Consider the following 22082-nt stretch of genomic DNA (forward strand, 5'->3'; position numbering starts at 1 on the left):
AAGGACGGGGATTAGGTACAATGCTCTGAGGCCGCGACGGGGTGCGCCGTGGCGGACTTCGTGAGCCATGACGCAGAAAACACGCTGTTCCGGAGAACATGCGAATGAAACGGTTGATTCTTATGGTATCGCTAGGTCTTTTTCCGCGCTTGCTGGCGGCGCAGGAACTCGATATTTCGGCGCTGCTGGGCAAAACCTGGTACGGGGTGTATATGTCCGGCCAGAAATCGGGTTACGCCGTCAACGATGTGGCGAAGAACGGCGATGGCAGCGTTACGGTTTCGGAAGATGCCCGGTTCCACATCACGATGGAAAACGTTAAGCAGGACATGCGCATTTTCAGCGAGCGCGTGTATGCGCAAGACGGCGCCCTGAGCCAGGTGAAGACCCGTGTCGAGACGTTGAGCGGCGAATCTCAATTCGACGCAGTAGTCAGGGGGGATTCGCTGCTTATGCGCAGCGTCGTGGGCGGTGAGGCCCTCGAAGTCGAACTTCCCCGCCCGAGAGAATCCCTTCAGGACGCCTTCAAACAGATCGAGCTGATCCACAAAGGCGGCGAAATCGGCAGCGAATTGCATTACAGCATCTTCGAACCGATGTACCGCAAGGAAATCGATGGCATAAGCAAGGTGATCGCCATCGAGGAGCGCGTCTTCGACGGCGTCCCCACCAAGGTCTATAAGATCAAGAACACGCTCCTGGACATGGGGATCGACTCGATTTCCTACGTCGCGGAAGACGGCACGACTCTCGAAGACGAGGTGGCCGGACTGATCACCACGCGGCTGGAACCCGAGGAGATCGCGAAAGACGTCAACTACAGCAACGACGTCATCGTATCGAACGCGGCCCTCATTGACGCTCCTATCGAGAATGCGCGCGCGCGCCCGTTTTTGAAACTGCGCCTCACCGGGCCGCTCACGGAAGCCCATCTGTTCAATGACGAGCGGCAATATCTTGCAGACAAGGACGGGGCCTATGAATTCTCTGCGCATTTGATCGAGCTCGATGGTTTTGTGCCCGCGACCCTTCCGGTGCATGACGCGTCGGTCCAGGAATGGCTGAAGCCGTCGCTATTCATTCAAAGCGAGGACCCCAAGCTCATCGATAAAGCCAAGGAGATCGCCGGGGACGAGACCAACGCGCTGAAGGTGTCAACGAAACTGTGCCACTGGGTGTATGAGAACGTGCGCACGACGTTTTCAGCCCAGTTGAGCAACACCCTCGAGGTGCTCGAGCACATGGAGGGCGACTGCACCGAGCACAGCGTACTGTTCATCGGTCTTGCGCGCGCGGCGGGCCTGCCCGCCCGGGAGGTGGCCGGGCTGATCTACGTCGACAACGGCCGGCCGGGGTTTTATTTTCATCAGTGGGCGACCGTTTGGATCGGCAAGTGGATCGATGTGGACCCCACTTTCAACCAGCCTCTTGCCGACGTGACCCATATCAAACTGGCCGAGGGCGACCTGTTTCAGCAGGCAAGACTCATCCCCATCATCGGGCAGATCAAGGTTCAAGTGCCTGAGAACGTCGCCCCCGGGGGCTGATGACGCCTATGGACGCATTCCCGCCGCAAACCGGACCTGCGCCATCACCCCCTCGGAAAAGGCGATGGAAACGGTGGATTCTGTGCGGCTTCGCCCTGCTCTTTGGACTGGGCGCGGTTTTGCTCGCCACGGGATATCCTCAGTCGCGTCTTATCGAGTATGCGATCTTCCGGGCAACGGGGTTTTCGGCGCAGGTCGAAGGCGAGGACCTCTATCCTGAACTGCGCATCGGGCGGCTTGAGGTGTTCTCCCAGACGCCGGAAACGGCGCCGGCCCTGAGCATCGAAGATTTGGCCGTGGCTTACAGGCTGATGTCCGGGACGGGCAGGCGCATCGCGAGCGTCACCGCCCGGCACGTGACCGTGCGTGCCGATTCGGAGCTGGTCGCCCGGGCCGGGGCGATCATGAGGTCGGCAAAGCCGGCCGCGGGGCCGGCGCTTACCTACGTGCCGGAACGTGTTTCGGTTCCGGCCATTGACGCCCAACTCGTTTTGCCGTCAATCGTGGCGGATATCTCGGGCGTCGCCCTGGATTGCCGGGCCGATTCGCTCGAGAGTCTGTCGTTCGAGCTCTCGGGCGACGACCTTAGCGGCCGTGTGGAGCTGCCTTTGAGCGGGTTCGCGACAAGCCTCGACGGAGGGGCCGTACGTATTGCAGGGTCCCGCGATGGCAGCTCGGTTGCTATCCATATCGATCGGGTACTGCTCCCCAACCTCGCCGAGGTCGAGGCGGTCGCGAACGCCCAACTCGATGGGGCCGACGTTGCCGTGACCCTGGACGTGCCGGACTTCCGGATACTGGGCGAAGGCGAGAAGACGGTGTTGTTGCCGGCCGTGGAGATACCCCTGACAGTCGGCTCGCTTGTGATGAGCGATGTGCATGTTGAAGGGACCTACGTGGCGGCGCTGGGGCGGTTTGTGCCCTCGGCGGCCCGGCTTACGGGAAAAGCCACTGCCGTGCGGGCCGGCGTCGATGACCGCGCCTGGGACATGTACTCGGTGTCCGTGGCGGCACAGGGCGCGTTTCCCCGCTACGACGCCGACGTGACGGTTAACGACGCCCTGCCCATGCATCTCAGCGCTGTGTTCGAGGAAGAGGCCGTCACGGCGTCGCTTGATATCGAGAAATGGCCGCGGGAAGAAGTTCTCGCTGTGCTTCCCCCGCAATACCGCGTCTATCTCGACATTTTTCCGGCCCTGCAGCACATTTCCGCGCAAGCGGACGCCACGGTCCGGTATCCCACCTTCGACGCGGCGCTGAGTCTTGCGCCCGAGTTCGACGGCGGCGGGCCGTTCACGGAGCCGCTCCGGGCGCAGGCAAAGGGCAGTCTTGGCGCGCCCCGGGCCGTATCCGGAGACCTCACCATGCGTGTGGACCAAGGGGGCATTTCGGCCGTGTTCTTGGTGGACCCGGCCGCGCCTCCCCGCCTGGACGCGAGGCTCGACGGCGTCAACCTGGCGCGGTTGGCGGCCGTCACGCGTTGGACGCCATTGCCCGAGGCCCTGGCGCGCGTAGTCTCGGGAACCGTGTCGGCCGCCGTGAGCGGCGGCGGTATCGCCATCGAGGCGGACCTTGAAGGCGCGCCCGGACCCTGGGGCACGGAACTCCTGAACCCGATGGCCGCATCGTTGCACGCCGCCTTTCGCTGGGACCCGGCAACAGCCGCGTTCCAAGGCGACAGCCTTGTCGTGAAAGCCGAAGATGCTCTTACGGTCCAAAGCAACGGCTGGCGAATGAAACTCGCGCCGCTCGAGTTCGAGGGTGTCTTGAAAGGAAAGGCCGGTCTGCCTGGGTTGTCGCCCATGGCGTCCGAGCTGGGTGTGGGGGCGGAGATTCGGTACCAGGCGCCCGTATCGCTGCGTAACGATACCCTGCGCCTTTCGCTGGATGCGCAATCCGACTACCTTCAGTACGGGGACTTCTCGTTCTACGAGGCGCCGTTTCACGCGGCGGGCAAGGCGGCCATTGAACTGAAACAGGGCACAGGGAAGCTCAGCGACGTTGTCGTCACCTACGGGGACAGTTCGTCTCTGAACGTGAAAGAGGCGGCCCTTTCGCTCGCCCCGTTCCATGTAGGCGCACCGTATGAATTTGCCTCGAAACTGCGCCTTCTCATGGATGCCGGCCTGCTCGAATCTGTGGAGGGAAACATCGCTGGCCATGGCGAGGCGAGCTGGGGCGAAAACCTCGTTATTACGTCGGAGTACACCCTTGAGGCGCCGCTGCTGGTTACAGGCGGTTCGAGCGTGGCCCTCGGCGGCGTAACGCTCAGAGGCGATCTCCGGGTGGACCAGGCGGTCAGCGCCACCGCGTCTGTCAACGCCGCGAAGTGCGTTCTGGCAGGGGTTCCGCTAACAAACGTCACCGCGCCCATGACCATGAAAGATGGGGTCATCCGCATGGGCTCAGTGGCCGGGGAGGTGTTCGGCGGGGCAGTCAAAGGCGCCGCCTCGGTGGATATGACGGGGGAATCCCCGGTGTTGCAGGCCGATATGCGGCTCCGCAACGTCGACCTTGCGCTGTTCTCACAGAAGATGCTCCCTCTTGACTACGGTCTCCAGGGATTGGTGCAAGGCCATATCGCGGCAAGGCTTACACCCGACAGCCTGGAGGACGCGACCGTCAAGCTGATCTCGTCGGGCGATTTTGCGATGAACAAAGCCCTCTTGCAGAACGTTCTGCTCGAGTATTTGCGCACCATGCCCGGAGGAGAGGCCATGGAACGCATCAGCACGGATGTGTTGGGCGAAAACCAATGGCGGGCCTTCGATAGCGCGTCCCTGGACCTCAAATGGGCGGAAGACAAGATGGCGGGCAAAGCAAACCTTCGCAGCGCCAACCTGAATCTTGAAGTCGACGTGAATATCGACGAGGGCTCGATGCGCCAGCTTCTTGCCCTTCAACAGGAAGCACGTCTGGAGGATATTGAAAACATCCGGTCGGAACCCGTACAACAGAGTAACGAACCAACAGAGAAAAACGAATAGTCCGAACGGACAATCGTCATGTTCCCTGAACACAGGAGTGCGTGTAATGAAACGGATCCTTATCGTGTTGACAGCGGCGGCTGTGATTGTCGTAGTGGGATGCGCCCTCCGGACCGAGCACAAGATCGATGCCCATATCACGGTCGATATTCGTCACATCGAGCAGCAGGCCGACGAAGTCTTGAATTTCATCGAAGGCCAGCCGGAAACGTCGTCCGAAGCGCAGACGGTCAAGAAGCCAGATGAAGAGACCAGCGTCATTGGACCCTTCCTGGATGCGATTAACCCCATTCGGCAGGCGTACGCGGCGACTATGAAAGAGGATTCCCCGCGTATCAAGGAAATCGCCGTGAGTATGAAGGAGCGGTTTCCCAAGGTGGAAGCCCTGAAGAAGCAGGGGCTCGCGGGTGAGAATGACCGTGGTTACGTCGAGCTTCGTCCCAACGAAGCGTTTGAAGCGGACGCCGAGCGCAAGAACGATGCGCAGAAGCTCGTCCACGACGAGAACAACGACCGCAAAGAACTCTACACGGAGATCGTGAAACTCAACGCGGACCAGCCAAACCTCACCCTTACCGTCGTCGAGCGCATCTACGCCAAGAAACGTCTCGAACGCTCAAAGGCCGGCGAAATCTTCCGCCTTCCGCCCGAAGGCAAGGACTTCGAGGAGTTCAAGGCGGTCTTGAGCAAGAAGCAAGTCGAAGGCAAGGTCGCTCCGCAGGAATGGATCAAGGTTACGGGCGCCAAATGAGGTGACGTCCGGGCACAAAGAGCGCTCGGATAGCCGTTCGGGACGGACCGCGCGGTTTTGCGGCGCAAATCCCGAGGGTCACCGATTCAGTCCCTGTTCAGAGTCCGGTCACCCGGCTTTTCCACGCACTTCGTTCTGGCCGGATTTGATTTCCTTGCGGGTTCTGGCGCTGAGGAACGTGATGTCTTCGATGTGGAAGTCCGAGACGGACTCCACGGAGATGTCGCGTTCGAACTCCTGGGCGATCGCGTCGAGAAGGTCCTTGTTTTCGTGGCGGAGGCGGCGCGCGACGTCGGGGTGCACCTGGAGGACGACGGATTTCTCCTTCGAGCGGTAGAACAGGCTTTGCAGTTGCCGCAAGGACGTGAACGTCATGGTGGTGACGGAACGCACGAGGCCGCTTCCCTCGCAATAGGGGCAGGGCTGCGACAATGCCTTGACGAGGTTGTGCTTGACGCGTTTCCGGGTCATCTCGATCATGCCGAGCTCGGAGATCTCGGACAGGGTGGTCTTGGCGCGGTCGCTCTTGAGGCATTCCTGCAATCGTTTGAGCAGCTGGCGGCGGTTGCGCTCGTACTGCATGTCGATGAAGTCGATCACGATGATCCCGCCCAGATCGCGGAGGCGGACTTGCCGGGCGATCTCCTGGGCGGCCTCGAGATTGGTCTGGAGGACGGTTTCCTCGAGGTTCTTGCTGCCGGTGAAGCGTCCGGTATTGACATCGATGGCGACGAGCGCCTCAGTCTGGTCGATGCAGATGTGGCCGCCGCTTTTGAGGTAGACCTTGCGATTGAGGGCCTTGTCGACCTCGGATTCCAGGGCCATTTTCTCGAAGACGGGAGGCCGGCCGCGGTACAGTTTGCACCGCTTCTTGAGCGCGGGCGCGAAATTGTCGAGGAAATTCAGGATGCGGCTGTATTCGACCTCGCTGTCGATGGTCAGGCGGCTCACGTCGTTCGTGAACGAATCGCGGATCATGCGGAGGATGGGCCCCATGTCCTCGTGCAGGAGCGCGGGGCCTTTCATGGACTCCATTTTCGAGCGCACTTTCTTCCATAGCCGTGCGAGGTACTGCACATCGGGCTGGAAGTCGTCCTTGGTTTTGCCTTCGGCGGCGGTGCGCATGATGAGGCCGAGGCCTTCCGGGCGGACGTTGTGCAGGATTCGTTTGAGCCTGTCGCGTTCGCGCTCGCTTTCGATTTTGCGCGACACGCCCAGGTGCTTCACCGTGGGCATCAGCACGCAGTAGCGTCCGGGCAGCGTGATGTAATTCGTGAGACGCATGCCCTTGGTGCCCAGCGTGTCCTTGCTTACCTGGACCATGATGTACTGGTTCTTCTTGAGGATGGTCTCGATGGCCGGGGACTTGCCCCGGTGGGTTTTCTTGCGGGGTTTCGCGGTTCCCTCCTCGAATACGAAGTCGCCGGTTCCCTCGGTGCCGGCGATATCGGATACGTACAGGAAACCGTTCTTTTCGAACCCGATGTCGATAAAGGCGGCCTGAATACCGGGAACGATGGAATCCACGCGGCCCTTGTAGATATTTCCTACGAGGCTGCGGCTTTCATGCCGTTCGACGGTGAGTTCGGCGAGCCGTTTGTCTTCGAGAAGCGCGATTCGGGTTTCGAGCGGGGCTACATTGATAACAAACTCCTTCATTCTGTCTCCGGGTTGTAGGCGGCGTCTGCCGCCTGTCGGGCGCGCGCGGGGGGAACGCCGGAAAACCGCACACCGCTTCGCTCCGTGTCGAGGAGCACGGCCTCTTCCCGCGGTATGCCAAAGACCGACGCGATCACCTCTTCGGGTCTTGGGGTGCCTTCGGCACGCGCCTCAATGTCCATAATCACTTCCTTGGGGCCCACCTCGAGCCTGGCCACGCTGTGGCGCAGGTCCAAGGTGCGTTGCTGCCCCTTCCGGAGCCGAACAATCGGCCATGTGCCGGCCTGGCGAAACCGCTCCGCTTGTTCGGGCGCAAATTCACCCGTTACCCGGTAGCGAAACATGCGTATCGCCGCTTTGATGCTCTTGGCGCCGGGCGGCAACCGCCGCGCCGACATCACCTCGAGCCCGCCGGGCAATTGCGCCGCCAGGCGGCGCATGAACTCCGCGCCGGTGATCGGCTCCGACAATTCAAAATCCATATATTCGCATTGACTCGTGTGCGAGGGGGCCAAGTGTGGTCCCGGCTCGATTCGCAACGCGCCCCGGCTGGTCCGCGCGACCGGCAATCCGGCGCGACCTGCCGCCCCGCGCACGAGGTCAACGAATTCTTTGAACACGATGCCGCGGAGGGCCGGGCCGCGCGCCAATCGGACACGCAACACGCTCATCTAGACTCCTCTCCGCGGGCAGATTCTATTTCTCAGCAAACATCCCTTTCCGGACGTTCACACTCAGCATAGTGCCGACACACATCATTGTGGTCAAGTAAAATGAGCCGCCGTAGCTGAGAAAGGGTAACGGCAGTCCTGTAATTGGCATCAGATGGATTGTAATGGCCACGTTTACAAACACGTGAAAGGCCAGGATGGTCACGCAGCCCGCGGCGAGGAGGTTGCCGGCGGGTTCGGGGCATTCCTCCGACAGAACGAGCCCTCGTATCAAGAACGCGGTAAATAGCGCGATCACCACGGCCGCTCCGACGAATCCCCGTTCCTCGGCCAGGAGCGAGAAGATGAAGTCCGTGCGGTATTCGGGCAGGAACCGGAGGTGGGTCTGCGTTCCGTGCCCAACGCCTTTGCCCCACATCTGGCCGCTGCCGACGGCGATTTTGGTCTGGATGATCTGGTAGCCCTCGCTGTCGGGGGCTTTGGTGGGGTCGATGAAGGTCTTGACCCGGTCGCGCTGATAGGGTTCGAGCCTCATCCATAGCACCGGGACTATCGCGAGCCCCACGAGGATAATGGCGGCGAGGTGCCATTTGCGGCAGCCCGCCACGAACACCATGACGAACGCCACGGGAACATAGGTCAGCGCCGTTCCCATGTCGGATTGGGCGGCGATGAGGATGCTCGGGACAGCCGCGATAAGAAATGCCAGAACCAGGTAGGGGATTCTGCGGATTCGGGGCCCGATCTTGGCAAGGTACCAGGCCAGCATGTAGATGGTGGCGAGCTTGGTGTACTCGGACGGCTGCAGGCCGAACGTGCCGATCCGGAACCAGCTTCGTCCGCCTTTGACCGTCAGACCGATCGTGAGCACGGCCAACAGTGCGGCCAGTGCGCCAATGTACATCAGGGGCGCGAGGGCCGCCAGGAAGCGGTAATCGATGCAGACGATTATCAGCGCGACCAGGGCTCCGATGCCGAGGAACAGCGCCTGGCGCGCGAAATGCGGAGTAGCCTCGGCCCCTTCGTACCCGTAACTGGCGCTGTACATGTTCGACAGTCCGACGTATGCGAGTCCGGCCACCAGGACGACGACCAGCCAGTCGAGGTGGCGCAGATTGCGCCAGTTCACAATGCGGATATGGGAATCCATCAGATTCAGGTCGCGTGCGATCTGGCTCATGGGCCGTCCTCCCCGGCGCTTGCCAGCCGCAAATCCTTGGGCAGATGGGAGTAGAAATACTCGATGACCTGCTTGGTCAGAGGCGCGGCGGCCGAACTGCCGTGGAGGCCGTGCTCGATGAGCACGCAGACCGCGATGGGCGGCTCTTCCCCGGGCACGCCGGCCACGAACCACGCGTGATCGCGCTCGTCATAGGGGATGAGCATTTCGTCGTCATAGTGTTTGAAGCGAACCACCTGCGCGGTGCCGGTCTTCCCGAGTACCACCATGCCGGGGATGCGCGCCTCGATCCCCGTGCCTGCGCTGGGCCGCTGGGTTTTCTCGACGCATTTGCGGAGGCCCTGTGTGACAATCTCCAACGTCTTCCCGCTGATGGGCAGGGGGGTGAGGTCCGGTCCGAGCGATTTGTTCAGATAGGGTCTGACGCGGTTTCCGCCGTTGACTACGGCCGCCATCATAACGGCGGCCTGCAACGGGGTTATTGTAACCTGGCCCTGGCCGATCGCGGCGTTGACCGTTTCGCCGGGGTACCACTTCTGCTCCCAGGGGTCGGCGGCGCCGGCATTCTGTTCCCGTTTCCACTCGGTAGACGGGATGAGGCCCTTTTCCTCCGAACCGGGCGGCACATCGAGGCCCGTGACGATGCCGAGCCCGAGCATCTCCGCCCATTTGTTGATGTTGTCGATGCCGAGTTTGAGGCCAACATTGTAGAAGTATTCGTCGCACGAGTATGCGAGGGCGTCGACGATGTCCGAGTGTCCGTGCCCGCCATACTTGTAGCGCCAGCATTTCCACGCGCGGCTGACGCCCGGCAGACGGAAATAGCCGTCGCATCCGAACCGGCTGTGCTCGGTGATAACCCCTTCTTCGAGGCCGCCGATGGCCATGGCCACCTTGAAGATGGAGCCGGGGGCGTAGTGCTCCTGGAAGGCGCGGTTTCGCATGGGGCTGGGCCGTGCTTCGAGGAGCGCCGTACGTTCACGCCCGTAACCGGTGCGCACGAATACGCCGGGGTCGTACCGCGGCGTGCTGGCGATGGCAAGCACCTCGCCGGTATCCGCGGCCAGTACGACGATGGCGCCGCGCTCCGTCCCGAGCAATTCCTCGCATTTTGCCTGAAGGCTGATATCGATCGTGAGAGTCAGGGGTTTGCCGGGCACGGGGTCGCGGCTGAACTCGAACTCCTGATGGAGGCGGCGTCCGAGACTGTCGGTCTGGACGATGGGTCTGCCGTACTCGTCGGTGCGCAACTGCGGTTCGCTTTGGTTGTAGACCACCACGCAGAGCTGTCCATCGCGCCCACGGAGAATGGGGTCATACATCTGCTCGACGCCCATGCGTCCGATCAGGTCGCCCATCCTGAAGGCGGGTCCGCGGGCATTGAGTTCTTCCTGACTGATTTCGCCGACGTAGCCGAGGACCTGCCCCGCCACCTCCCCATAATGGTAGCGGCGCAAGGGCCGTACCGTCGTATACACGCCGGGCAACTGAAACGAGTATTCCTCGACGCGCGCCAGTTCGGTTTTCGAGACGTTCTGTTTGACGGGGAGCTGGGTGAACGGTTTCTTTTGATACTTGGAGATGTTGTCGATGAGGGCATTCGCGTCGATGGCCAGCAGTTGTGCGAGCCGCCGGGCGACGCGCTCCCGCTCGGATTCCCTGCAATCGGCGGGGACGAACATGATGTCGCAGGCGGGCTGGGTGTCGGCGAGCACCACGTCTTCGCTACGGCCATAGATGATGCCCCGGGGGGCTTCGAGCCGCTCGAAGTGGAGGCGGTTCTCGTTCGAGGCTTCCGCGTATTCGTTGCCGTGGATGATCTGCAGGTCCCACAAACGCAGGGCAAGCAGGGAATAGAGCACGACGATGCCGGCCATAATGACCCGAAGACGCTGCGGGGCGCCCTCAAAGCGTTTTGGTTTCTCGCGTTCAAGAAGCATTCTATACCCCCTGTGTCTGTGGCGAGAGCAGCCGCTGGAAGAGCCGGTCCATCAGAAAGAACACGAGCGGGGTCAATAGCGCCGTGTAAAGCGTGGCGGGCACTACGGTGCTCTTGAACGACGCAAACACCATCCAGTGCGCCTCCTGGACCGACTCGATCACGAAATACAGAATGCCCTCCAGGAGTCCGGCGAGGCATACGAGGCCCGCCTTGACCGCTGGATGCTGGGTAATCAGCCGTGCCGCAATGCGGCCCGTGAGAAACCCCACGACGACGTAACAGAGGATGTAATGGCCGATGACGCTGTCGCTGACCACGTCTTGAAACAGTCCCCCGAGCACACCGGTGAACATGGCCCGTTCTTCGCCTTCGGTTATGGCGAAATAGATGACCAGCAGCAGCACGAGATTGGGGGAAACGCCTTTGACCTTGATAGCGTCTTCCTCGATCCACGTGGTTTGAATCAACGCGGTGGCGATGATCAAGACTGCCCATATGATGTTTTTTCGCATGATCTTAAGGTGCGTACCGTTCCTGCGGCGAGCGCTCATCCGGCATGAGGTGCGCGCGCGATACGGCGCCCTGTGGCCGCGTGCCGCCGCGTATTTCGCCGGCCGGAATGAGCGCCTGGGAGATTACGAAGACTTCATCGAGGCTCTGCAGGTCGGCGTCGGGTTGTACGCGGGCCTTCTTCTGCAGGGTCTTTCCGGCCTCCACGCTCAATACGGTGCCGATGGGACGCCCGGCGGGGTAGACGCCCGTGCCCATGGTTACGACGTGGTCGCCCGAGCCGATCTGGTCCTTCATGTCGATGTATTCCATTTCGCACACGGCGTTGCTGCCGACTTGGCCGGTTCCCCGGATGATGCCGCGCACGCGGTTGCGTTCGACGATGGCGCCGATCTTGCAATCGGGGTTGTGCAGGGTAAGCACAGTGGCGTTGAACGGGCTCACTTCCGAGACCAGTCCCACAACGCCGCCTCCGGGCGCGAGCACGCACATGGCGGGCTCGATGCCGTTGGTGCTGCCTTGGTCAATCGTGAAGGCTGCGAGGGAGCGCGAGATGATTTCGGCGGGGAGCAGGGTGGCGGTCTTTTCGCCGCGCTGGAAATCGAGCATGCGCCGGAGCCGTTCCCGCTCGGCTCTGAGTTCGTCGTGATCCGCCAGCCGCTGCGTCATTTCCGCGCATTCCGTGCGCAGGCGGTTTGCCAAGGCGTAGTTCTGATGGTAGTTGAGCACGAACCCGCTGGCGTAATTGTACGAGTCCTCGGCGAAATCCAGGGCGAGCCAGAAGGGATGGGAAGCCACGGACACGCCGGTGCGGATGACGCGGCTGACGTCGGAGCCGCTCTTGCCCGCCGCCAGTGACGCGAGAGACAGCACCACAAGCACGGCGAGAATAATGGTAGCGCGATGTTCGCCTATGCGTCGCTTCAAGCTCACGCGTCGTCACCCAAAGGGTCTTTTGCGGAAGCCCGGCCAGCGGCGTTATGAGCGGCCAAGCCGATGGCTCAGACCTCCTCATCCTGGAAATTCTTCAAGCCTTCGAGATACTTGCCCGTTCCCAGAACGACGGCCGTAAGAGGGTCTTCCGCGACCGTTACATGCAGGCCCGTTTCCTTGGAGAGCAACTGATCCAACCCGCGCAGAAGCGCGCCGCCGCCAGCCAGCACCACGCCGCGGTCCACGATGTCGGCGGACAATTCGGGCGGCGTACGCTCGAGGGTAACGCGCACGGCGTCGACGATGGCGCCGACGGGCTCGCGCAACGCGTCGCGGATTTCTTCCGAGGTGATGGTCAGTATCTTGGGCAATCCCATGACCTGGTCGCGGCCCTTCACCTGCATTTCCAATTCGTTCTTGAGGGGAAATGCCGAGCCGATGGTGATTTTGATCTCTTCGGCGGTGCGTTCGCCGACCATCATGTTGTACGTGCGTTTGAGATGCTGGATGATGGCCTGGTCCATCTCGTCGCCGGCCACGCGGACCGATTTGCAGAACACGATGCCGCCAAGAGCGATCACGGCAACTTCGGTAGTGCCGCCGCCGATATCGACAATCATGCAGCCCTGGGGTTCCTGGACGGGAAGGCCCGCCCCAATGGCCGCGGCCATCGGTTCTTCGATGGTGAACACTTTCTTCGCGCCGGCTTGGGCAGCGCTCTCGGTCACGGCGCGCTTCTCGACGGCAGTGATGCCCGAGGGGACGCACACCGCCACGCGGGGCCAAGCCAGTCTGCGGCGATTGTGGACTTTCTGGATGAAATACCGCAGCATGGCCTCGGTAATCTCGAAATCGGCGATGACGCCGTCTTTCATAGGCCGAATAGCGACGATGTTGCCCGGCGTACGGCCGATCATGTTCTTGCCTTCGTTACCGACGGCGCGGACGCGTCCCGTATCTTTGTTCACCGCCACTACCGATGGTTCGCTCAAGACAATGCCCTGGCCTTTGACGTAGACCAATGTATTGGCAGTACCGAGATCGATGCCCATGTCGTGGGAAAACAATCCGGGAAGGAAGTTCAAGAATCGAAACACAATCTCACCTTTTTCCTATCGCTGGGATTCGCCCGCAAGGGCCGTCATAAGCCCTCTTATTATAAGGTTTTGAGCGGGATACAGTCACCCCGGGCGAATTATAGCAGAACGGCCTGCCAAGTCAAACAGAATTCCTGGGCGCCGCCTGCGTCCCCGGCCGCGCGTTGCCTATCGCGTTGCCGTTCCTGTTTCGCCATGGTGTCTCGCGCGGAGGCGGCAGCCCTCTTGCCGAAGGATGTGCGCGGCGGGCCCGCGGGTCTGTACGGCGCTTCGTGATCATTTATGGCCGGCCGGTCCGGCGGGTTCCAGAAAAACGCCTTGGGAAACCGCGAAGCCGGACATCGATCGTAAGGGTGAATAGCTTCAAGCCCCCTGCGCCGCTATTCGCCGCCTGCGTCCGGCCCGTACCACCGCGTGATGGCATCCATGATCTCGGACTCTCGCGCAACGAGGGGTTGCACGCGCCTGCCGGTGGCGTGTTGGGTGTCTTCAATAGCGATGAGGTCGAGGGGATTGGCCATGGCGAGCGCGATGGTGTCGGTGGTCGCGCGCAGTGGGATGCAGGCGTGCCGCGCGGCAAGACGGCCGGTGACGAGGCCGACGGCGCCAGGGTCGAAGGAGGCGTCTTTGAGACGTATATAGGGGAGGCGGAGTTGCCTTGCCAGTACTTGTGGGACAACCTCCTCTCCGGTAAAGCCTCTCTCGACGAGTATCGAGCCCAGTTTCCGCTGTGGGTCCCGTCGCTGGACCTCCAGGGCCGTCTCCAATTGCTCGTGCGAAAGGAGACCTGCGTCAACCAGAATTTCACCCATTCGCCGTGGCGCGCCCTGTTCGTCAAACGGGTGGATCTTGACCTTGCGGGTGCGTTCTTCGGCTGGAGACGCAACAGGGCCCGGCGGGCTTTCTTCCTGAGCGGGGAGAGCCTGCGGCGGCTCGCCTTCACGCGGCGCGGCGCCTTTTATCGAGGCCACCTCGTTTTCAAGCGCGTCCACGCGCGTCACAATATCGCGCATGGCGCCGGCGCATTCCTCGAGCAGCCGCTGCAACCCCGAGAATTGTTCCGCCAGAGCTGCCCGGAGCGATTCGGTCCCGCCTTCGGCGGTGACCTGGATGCGATGGCGCGTCTCGGTCAGCTGTTCGCCCAGGCGGCGCTGAGCGGCATCGACCTCAGATGTCCATGACTGGACAAGCGATTCGAGCCGTTCGAGGATATCTCTCGTCTGTTCTTCCATAGACGGATGCCGTGAATCCCGAAGCAGAAACGGGTCTTTGATTTCCCAGCAGATGGGCGCGCCCGGCCGACGACCTTCTGCTTCGTTTACAATGTAATTGTAAAGCCGACAGCCCGCGCGGTCAACCCGGCTCGTTCAACTAACGGCGGTTGTCAAGAACGCTCCGTACCGCAGGCCGGGCTGAAAAACGCGCCGCGGGGCGGGGATTGAACGGTCACGCGGCGCGGTGACGAAACCATGCCGCAGCCGGAAGAGTTGCGATGTTCATGCGTGAGCCGGGGGTCTGCGGCGCGCTGGCGCGGTCTGTTTTGCGCACCAAAAACAAAGTGAAGTATAGTACGCAGGTTTGTTCATCACACAGCGTTCGCATTTGCGCCGAAAGGAGCGGTTTACCATGAGTATCGGTTTGTTCTATGGGAGCACGAACGGGAATACGAAGCGCATCGCGGAGATGATCCAGGAGCAGTATCCGGGCGATGTCGAGCTGCACAAGGTGCACGAAGACTTCGACCCCGAAACGTTTGATCAATACGACGCCATCATTCTCGGCTCGCCCACCTACGGCCAGGGTTCGTTGCAGGAGGATTGGGCGGATTTCATCTGGGAGATGGACGACGTGGACCTCTCGGGCAAGAAAGTGGCCCTTTTCGGTTTGGGCGATCAGGGCGAGTATCCGAACAGTTTTGTGGATGCGCTGTTGGAACTCTACGATAAAGTGCACGAGCTTGGCGGCGAGGTGGTGGGCTCCTGGCCGACCGAAGGCTATGACTTCAAGCAATCCAAGGCGGTTGTCAACGGCGCATTCGTGGGGCTTGTTCTTGATGTCGACCGTCAAGCGGAACTGACGAAGGACCGTCTGACGCGGTGGATCAGCCAGATCAGCCAGGAACTCCAATAGCAGGCGGAACACCGGGATCGTGGCGCCGGGCGGCGCCATATGCTGAAGGGAGACAAGTAGAGACATGGCGGTTCTCATACTGATGGCGCAGATTGTGGCGCTGGGCGCACCGGAGGGGTTGCCGTTTGATCACACGCAGAACGTGGTCTACGGCGAGGCCCACGGGGTCGGGCTCCTGATGGATGTATTCGTGCCGCGCGGAGAAAAGAACGGGGCGGCCGTCATTGATGTGGTCAGCGGGGCGTGGTACTCCGACAGGGAGAAGCTCGTGGAGCACTGGGCCGCGGGCATGTACGAACTCCATTGCGCGAAAGGGTTCACGGTGTTCGCGGTGCGGCCGGGCTCGGTGTCCCATTTCACCGGCGAGGAGATGATCGGGCACATCCGAACCGCTCTTGACTATGTGCGCGAGCATGCGGACGAATACGGCGTTGATCCGAGCCGCATCGGGCTGGTGGGCGCATCGGCGGGAGGCCATCTGGCGGCGCTCGCCGCGGTGACCGCGACGCCCAAGACGCAGGTGCAGGCGGTAGCGGTGTTCTTTCCTCCCACTGACTTTCTGGATTGGGAAGGGAACGGGGATATGCCGGACTTCGAAGAGATCAGCCCGCTGTTCTTTGAGGATGGCGTGGAAGGGCATTCTGAAGATGAGGTCAAGGCCAAAGCAAGAGCGCTCTCGCCCGCGCGGCAGGTAGGCACGAACGTGCCGCAGTTTCTGCTCATTCATGGCGACGCGGACACGACGGTGCCGCTATTTCAATCGCAGACGATGATCGCCGCGCTCGAACGGGCAGGCGGCAAACCCGAACTCATCGTCAAACCCGGTGGTGAGCACCCGTGGCCCACTATCCGCGAGGAAGTGGCGGTCATGGCGGAATGGATGGCCCGGCAGCTCGGCGCGGCGGCCGCCGGCAGATGAGCCGGGCCCGCGGCGCGTTTGCCGGGGCAGGCCTCCAGCCGGCCCCTCACGCCCCTTTGGCAGCGTATTCGCGGCTCTCGAGCGCCGTCCCGTCGGCCAGAGCCATGTGCATGCGCATGGTGGCACGGTCGGCCTCGACCCGGATCAGGGTAGCGTTCGCGGGATCGTTTGCGCCGCCGATGGCGATGGGATAATCGCGCCCGGCCTCGGGTCCGTTATACGCGAACGTATGCGTGTGCCCCGAAATGGCCAGGTCGATTCCCGCTCCGTTGAGTGCCGCGACAATAGGGGCGCGGTAATCGTTTCCGCCCCCTGAAGCAGCGAGCGGGATATGGCTGAGAACGATCCGGAACGCAGCCTGCCGGAACGCGGCGCTTTTCACCTGTTCCGCCACCCATTCCGCTTCCTTCTCGAGATAGGGCTTGAAATTCACGAGGCCGAAATATTCGCCGCTCTCGTCCTTCTTGTCCTCTCCGCTGTCCAGCACGAGAACATGCACGGGTCCCCGCGTGAACGCGTAGTAGTAGCCGCCGGCCGGCGTGTCAACGTAGTCGAGGAGGTGGCGCGCATGCTGGCCGCGCGCCTCGTGGTTGCCGCGCACGAACACGAACGGCCGCGCGCCTTCAAGCGGCTTCGAGCACGGCTCGATAAACAGGCTCGTAACCTGCCCGTGCTCCTGGATGTGATCGAGGAGATCGCCGTTGGCCACCAGGAAATCAAAGGGTTTCTGCGCGGCAAGGGCGTGAAGGCGGGCCCAGGTTTCGGCGTTCCCGTGCACATCGTTGCACACCACGAATTCCACGCGGCTCGCATCGGCCGGAGGGGGCGTAAACTGCCGCACGGCATCTTGCACCTGGCCGCCGAAATCCACCTGATACGGTTCGAACCGGGCGATCTCGCGGGAGGCCACGCGGTAGTAATACGGCTGCCCGGGGGTCAAGCCGGTGAGTTGTATGCGGTGGATGAGGTCGCAGGCGTCCACGAGTCCATGGCGGCTGTTTTGAATCCGGTTTCCGAGTTCGGGCGTGGGCCCGTAATCGACCCAGCTCAGGCAGGGTTTGTCCGTGATCCACATGATGGTAGCCGCGTCCGGCGAGACGTTCTGCAGATAGGGCCCGGCGGCGATGCGCGGGCCTTGCGCCGCTGCTTCGGATGGTTCCTGGGCGGGCACGGGGCGCGCGAATACGGCGGCGGCGGTCAATCCCGCGGTCTTGAGAAACGTACGGCGGCTGGCAAATTCACGTGTCATGTCTTTCCTTTCCGTGATTCATACAAGGCTGCTGGATCCTGGCGGTAATATTCGCGAAACACGTCGTACATGTCCGGGTAAGACCTTTTGAGGCCGTCCGGACATTCGAAGAAGTATTCGGTGACCACGGCGAAGAATTCGGCGGGGTTGGTGGCGCCGTAGGGGTCGAGCAATCCCGGGCGTCCGCGGTCCACGTCGCTGCACAGTTTCTTGTAGGCCGCGCTGAGCACTTGCCCCCATCGCACACGCAGCGCGGGCGGCACATCGGGCGGGAATCCCTCGGCGTCGCCGTCTTGCAGGTCCAATTGATGAGCAAACTCGTGGAGGATGACGTTCTGGCCGTCATGCGGGTGGCGGAATCCCTCGTGCACGGAGTCCCACGCGAGCACGACGACGCCGCGCTGCCACGCTTCGCCCTCGCGCTCTTCTTCTCCGTGAATCGCGAACGTCTCGAGCCTCTGGACCACGGTCTTGACCACAAAGGCGCTGGGATACACGAGGACAGTCACGAGCGACGGGAAATAGTCCGTGTCGCGATGCAGAAGCAGCACGCAAGCCTGGCCCGCCACCGTGACCCGGATCTCGTCGGTCATGGGGATGCCCCGGCATCCCTCGAAATGTTTTTCACCGAGGAACACCTTGATGTGCTGTTGCAGCTCGTGCTGGTCATCCCACGGCAGGCAGCGGTAGTAGGGGACGTTCTTCTGGAGGAGCGTCACCCACGCGTCGGGAAACGGTCCAGCGCGGAGGTTTCGCCGCCGGCGGTTCTTGAATAAGGCAAACATTCTTCCCTCATGGTTGCGGTCTGCCATTGGACGCCGCATACTACCATGGAACAGACCGTTGGGCGAAGGGCAAGCAAGAATCCGGGGACCGGAAAGCGCGTGAGAGAATCCGGGGGAAGAGAGGGCATGCCAAAGACGGGACTATTCCGAGGTTTCGCGCAGCGGAACCGCGTAGTCCGTCCCTTCGGAAAGGCTTGCTGCTTTTGTTGCCCCCATGTGACGAGATAAGGAAAGACGGAGCACAATGCGAAATCTCATTGACCGCGAAGGAATACGGCAAATCCAGGAGGACATGGCGTTCATGTGCTCGACCGTCGGCACGCGTCTGGCGGGCTCGACCGAGGAGGAGCGGGTAGCCGATTACATGGCTGGCCGTCTTCGAGCGCTGGGCCTTGGGAACGTCGAGAAACTGCCGTTTTCCTGCAAACGGTGGCTGCCCGGCGCGGCGTCGGTGCGGGTCGCGCCCGACGGCCCGGTTCTGGACGCCCAGCAGGTCACGCATTCACCTGCCACGCCGCCCGAGGGCATCGAGGGAGCGCTGCTCTTCCTCGAGCCGGTGGATTGGGAAAATGGGCTGCGTTGCGGCGAACTGGACGGCAAGATCGGCCTTTTCCTGGGAGGATACGGCGAATCCGAACGCGTTTTCGCCGAGCTGCACCAGTCGGGGCTCGCCGCGCTGCTCTTCGTCGACACGCGCATGCAGACCGCCTGGCCCATCGCGAACGGTGTCGGCGAACGGTTCATGAAACATATTACGAAGCCTATGGCCTACCTCTCGCTGATGGATGCCTACGGTTTGGCGAGGGAGCGCGCTGCGCGGGTCCGGCTCACCTGCTCGGGCGTCATGAAGGATGCCACTTCGTGGAACGCCGCCGGCGAACTGCCCGGCGACGATCCCGGCGGGCGGGTAATTGTCGTAAGCGGTCATCTCGATTCCGTATCGATCGGGCAGGGGGCGGACGATAACGCCAGCGGCATCGCGGCGACGCTTGAGTGCGCGCGCCGGCTTCGCGGCGTCAAGCGAAAACACACGCTGCGATTCATAGGGTTCGGCGCGGAGGAACAGCTCTCGGTGGGTTCGAACCGCTACGTCAACGAACAGGCGGCCGACCTCGACCGCATCGCATGGGTATGCAATTTCGACAGTATCGGCGCGCACTTTGGCCTGTCCGAAGTCATGTGCACCGGCACGCCCGAGATGGAGGCGTACGTCCGGGGGATTGCCGATGCGCGGATGCAGTACGGGACCGCCTACGCGGATGTGTGCCCGTACCAGGACCAGTTCTGGTTCGCGGCGCGGGGCATCCCCGGTGTCTGGTTCAGCCGCAACACGCATCTGCCCGGCCATTGGTACCACCATTCCGAATACAACAATCTCGACGCGGTATCCTGCGAAGAGATCGCATGGACGTCCGAGACCGCCTGCGTCATGCTCGAAGAACTCGCGGGATCCAGCGCATGGCCGTTCCCGCGCGCCATCGCTTCGGACATGCGGGAAAAGGCGGATGGCTACCTGCGCGAACTGTTCTGACGTGCTGCGCGCCGCAGCCGGCGCTTTCGTTGAGAGGGCGATTCAATGACAAGACCACGAACCGGGGACCGTCGCGAGTTCCTGAACCTGGCTTATACCCTGGAGGCCCTCTTTCGTGTCCACGAAATCCAGGCCGCCGGAAAGGAGCAATCATGCCTCGAATGTGGCTTCGAACTCAGCGAGGATTCGTTCTGTCGCTGGCAATCGCGTTTGCCTCCCTGTTTACGTGTGTGACGCAGACCAGCGCCGAGGATTTATCGGTATTGCCCGATGAACTCGATGGTGTTCCCCGGGCGGGCATGATGCATGCGCATCTCATGGCGAGAGCGAACGCCGCGCTCGACGCGAAACTGGCCGGGTACGAAAAGCTAGAGACCCCGGAACAGATCGCCGAATACCAGCAGCGAATGCGGGCGTTTTTCGTGGAGCAGCTCGGCGGGTTTCCCGGCCGCACCCCGCTCAACGCCAGTGTTGTCGAAACGCAGCAGCGCGACGGATACCGCGTCGAAAAGATTATCCTCGAGAGCCAGCCCGGCCTCTATGTCACGGCCCTGCTCTACGTGCCCGAGGCGGAACCGCCGTACCCTGCCGTTCTGGTGCCTTGCGGACATAGCGCCGCCGGCAAGGCGCGGGACCTCTACCAAAGCGCGCCTATTCTGATTGCCAGGAACGGAATGGCGGCCATGTGCTACGACCCCATCGAGCAGGGCGAGCGGGTGCAGTTGTTCAATGCGGACGGCACGCCCTACGCCACGGGCGTGCTGGGTCATCAACTCATGGGAGTCGGATGCATTCTGCTGGGACGCAACGTGGCGACATTCCGCATCTGGGATGGCATGCGCTGCATTGACTATCTCGAGAGCCGTGATGACATCGATCCCCGGCGGATCGGTTGCACCGGCATCTCGGGAGGCGGAACCCTGACCAGTTACATCATGGCCCTCGACGACCGGGTCGCCGCCGCCGCGCCCGGCTGTTACATCACCAGCCTGCGCAGGCATCTGGAGACTACCGGTCCGCAGGACGCGGAACAGAACATCCACGCCCAGATCGCGTTCGGCATGGGCCACGAAGACTACGTCATGATGCGCGCGCCCAAACCCACGCTTATCATGACAGCGACGGATGACTATTTCGATATACAAGGCGCCTGGGACAGTTTCCGCATGGCCAAGCGCCTCTACGAGAAGCTCGGGTACGCCGAGCGCGTGGACCTGTTCGAGACGGAGGGCGAACACGGGTTTCCGCAGCCGATGCGCGTAGCCGCATGCCGCTGGATGCGGCGCTGGCTTCTCCACGTCGACGACGCCATCACGGAGGAGCCGTTCCCCATTGCCGCGGAGCAGGAAACGTGGTGCGCGCCCGAAGGCCGGGTCATGGCGCTTCCTGGAGCGCGCAGCACGTACGACATCAACATCGCGTACGAAGAAGAGCTTGCGAAGGCGCGAGCAAATCTATGGGCACAATCCGACAAGACGCAGGCCCTGCAAAACGTGCGCGCCGTCACCGGTATTCGCGCTCTTGAAGAACTGCCCGCGCCCCAATGGGAAAAGACCGGTTCGCTCGAACGCAACGGCTATCGTATCGACAAGCTGATCCTCCGCCCTGACGCGGGCATCTGGCTGCCCGCCCTGGCGTTCGTGCCGCCGAATCACGATGCGAACGCTTACCTTTATCTTCATGCGGAGGGCAAACAGGCGGACGCGGCGGCGGGCGGTCCGCTCGAACAACTCGCTATGCAAGGCCACATTGTCCTGGCTGCGGATCTTCGCGGCCTGGGCGAAACGCTCCCCTCGGGGGAAGCCGCTTACAATGGCCACCTGGGGGCCGATTGGCAGGACATGTATCTCGCTTACGGGCTGGGAACTTCATACTTGGCAATGCGCGCCGAGGACATCCTGATCTGTGCCCGCTTTCTGCAACAGTATCTTGAGACCGGCTCGCCGAATGCGGTGCATCTGGTCAGCGTCGGCCGCGCCGGTCCCTCCGCGCTGCACGCCGCGGCCCTCGAGCCGCAGCTGTTTGCATCGCTTCTCCTGCGCCGGAGCCTTGCTTCCTGGTCGAGCGTGGTTCGCACGCCACGGGCGAAGCGCCAACTCGATAACGCTGTGCACGGGGCGCTGAAATTTTACGATCTGCCCGATCTTCTGGCCTCTCTGCCGCCGGATAGAATCACCGTGGCCGAACCCTT

General features: G+C 62.1%; 17 protein-coding genes. 7 read left to right on the forward strand and 10 right to left on the reverse strand.

The window, feature by feature from the left end; translation table 11 throughout:
• Positions 1 to 104: 104 nt before the first annotated feature.
• The 3 genes from PLJ71_14490 to PLJ71_14500 are packed head-to-tail and all read left to right on the forward strand — an operon-like array spanning position 105 to position 5285.
• Complete coding sequence (locus PLJ71_14490) at positions 105 to 1547, forward strand: transglutaminase-like domain-containing protein (protein HQM49894.1); 1443 nt, start codon at positions 105 to 107, stop codon at positions 1545 to 1547.
• A gap of 8 nt (positions 1548 to 1555) precedes the next feature.
• Positions 1556 to 4534: an AsmA-like C-terminal region-containing protein gene (locus PLJ71_14495; GenBank protein ID HQM49895.1), complete on the forward strand. Its 2979-nt coding sequence runs from the start codon at positions 1556 to 1558 to the stop codon at positions 4532 to 4534.
• Between the two features lie 46 nt (positions 4535 to 4580).
• On the forward strand, positions 4581 to 5285 hold the full coding sequence (locus PLJ71_14500) for a DUF1318 domain-containing protein (protein HQM49896.1): 705 nt from the start codon (positions 4581 to 4583) through the stop codon (positions 5283 to 5285).
• Positions 5286 to 5393: 108 nt separating this feature from the next.
• On the opposite strand, the gene PLJ71_14505 is transcribed toward PLJ71_14500, so the two are convergent.
• The 8 genes from PLJ71_14505 to PLJ71_14540 form a co-directional block, all read right to left on the reverse strand.
• Positions 5394 to 6944, reverse strand: a complete 1551-nt coding sequence (locus PLJ71_14505) for an Rne/Rng family ribonuclease (protein ID HQM49897.1) — start codon at positions 6942 to 6944, stop codon at positions 5394 to 5396.
• A complete protein-coding gene (locus PLJ71_14510) occupies positions 6941 to 7615 on the reverse strand; it encodes a TIGR03936 family radical SAM-associated protein (GenBank protein HQM49898.1) in 675 nt (224 codons plus the stop codon). Before PLJ71_14510 ends, PLJ71_14505 begins: the two co-directional genes overlap by 4 nt.
• Before the next feature lie 25 nt (positions 7616 to 7640).
• Positions 7641 to 8795, reverse strand: coding sequence for a rod shape-determining protein RodA (gene rodA / locus PLJ71_14515; GenBank protein ID HQM49899.1), 1155 nt, complete (start codon positions 8793 to 8795; stop codon positions 7641 to 7643).
• Positions 8792 to 10735 (reverse strand): penicillin-binding protein 2, encoded by a 1944-nt coding sequence (gene mrdA, locus PLJ71_14520; protein ID HQM49900.1) that lies wholly within the window; start codon positions 10733 to 10735, stop codon positions 8792 to 8794. Before mrdA ends, rodA begins: the two co-directional genes overlap by 4 nt.
• Before the next feature lies 1 nt (position 10736).
• Complete coding sequence (gene mreD, locus PLJ71_14525) at positions 10737 to 11249, reverse strand: rod shape-determining protein MreD (protein HQM49901.1); 513 nt, start codon at positions 11247 to 11249, stop codon at positions 10737 to 10739.
• A 4-nt stretch (positions 11250 to 11253) separates the two neighbouring features.
• Positions 11254 to 12180 (reverse strand): rod shape-determining protein MreC, encoded by a 927-nt coding sequence (gene mreC, locus PLJ71_14530; GenBank protein ID HQM49902.1) that lies wholly within the window; start codon positions 12178 to 12180, stop codon positions 11254 to 11256.
• A 68-nt stretch (positions 12181 to 12248) separates the two neighbouring features.
• Positions 12249 to 13277, reverse strand: coding sequence for a rod shape-determining protein (locus PLJ71_14535; GenBank protein ID HQM49903.1), 1029 nt, complete (start codon positions 13275 to 13277; stop codon positions 12249 to 12251).
• 380 nt (positions 13278 to 13657) lie between these two features.
• The gene (locus PLJ71_14540) at positions 13658 to 14509 is read right to left on the reverse strand and encodes a hypothetical protein (GenBank protein ID HQM49904.1); all 852 of its coding nucleotides are present in this window, start codon (positions 14507 to 14509) and stop codon (positions 13658 to 13660) included.
• Positions 14510 to 14903: 394 nt separating this feature from the next.
• On the opposite strand from PLJ71_14540, the gene PLJ71_14545 reads away from it, so the two are divergent.
• Both PLJ71_14545 and PLJ71_14550 read left to right on the forward strand, forming a co-directional pair.
• A complete protein-coding gene (locus PLJ71_14545; GenBank protein HQM49905.1) occupies positions 14904 to 15407 on the forward strand; it encodes a flavodoxin in 504 nt (167 codons plus the stop codon).
• Between the two features lie 64 nt (positions 15408 to 15471).
• Positions 15472 to 16326, forward strand: coding sequence for an alpha/beta hydrolase (locus PLJ71_14550; protein HQM49906.1), 855 nt, complete (start codon positions 15472 to 15474; stop codon positions 16324 to 16326).
• Between the two features lie 46 nt (positions 16327 to 16372).
• Here the strand turns inward: PLJ71_14550 and PLJ71_14555 are convergent, their stop codons facing one another.
• A complete protein-coding gene (locus tag PLJ71_14555) occupies positions 16373 to 17575 on the reverse strand; it encodes an FN3 domain-containing metallophosphoesterase family protein (protein ID HQM49907.1) in 1203 nt (400 codons plus the stop codon).
• Complete coding sequence (locus tag PLJ71_14560; protein ID HQM49908.1) at positions 17572 to 18360, reverse strand: zinc-dependent peptidase; 789 nt, start codon at positions 18358 to 18360, stop codon at positions 17572 to 17574. The genes PLJ71_14555 and PLJ71_14560 overlap by 4 nt, the downstream gene beginning before the upstream one ends.
• Before the next feature lie 244 nt (positions 18361 to 18604).
• Between PLJ71_14560 and PLJ71_14565 the strand changes: the two genes are divergently transcribed.
• Both PLJ71_14565 and PLJ71_14570 read left to right on the forward strand, forming a co-directional pair.
• A complete protein-coding gene (locus PLJ71_14565) occupies positions 18605 to 19891 on the forward strand; it encodes a M20/M25/M40 family metallo-hydrolase (GenBank protein ID HQM49909.1) in 1287 nt (428 codons plus the stop codon).
• Positions 19892 to 20052: 161 nt separating this feature from the next.
• A partial coding sequence (locus tag PLJ71_14570; protein ID HQM49910.1) for a prolyl oligopeptidase family serine peptidase occupies positions 20053 to 22082 on the forward strand: 2030 nt, incomplete at its 3' end.

This window comes from Candidatus Hydrogenedentota bacterium (assembly GCA_035416745.1).
Lineage (GTDB): Bacteria > Hydrogenedentota > Hydrogenedentia > Hydrogenedentales > SLHB01 > UBA2224.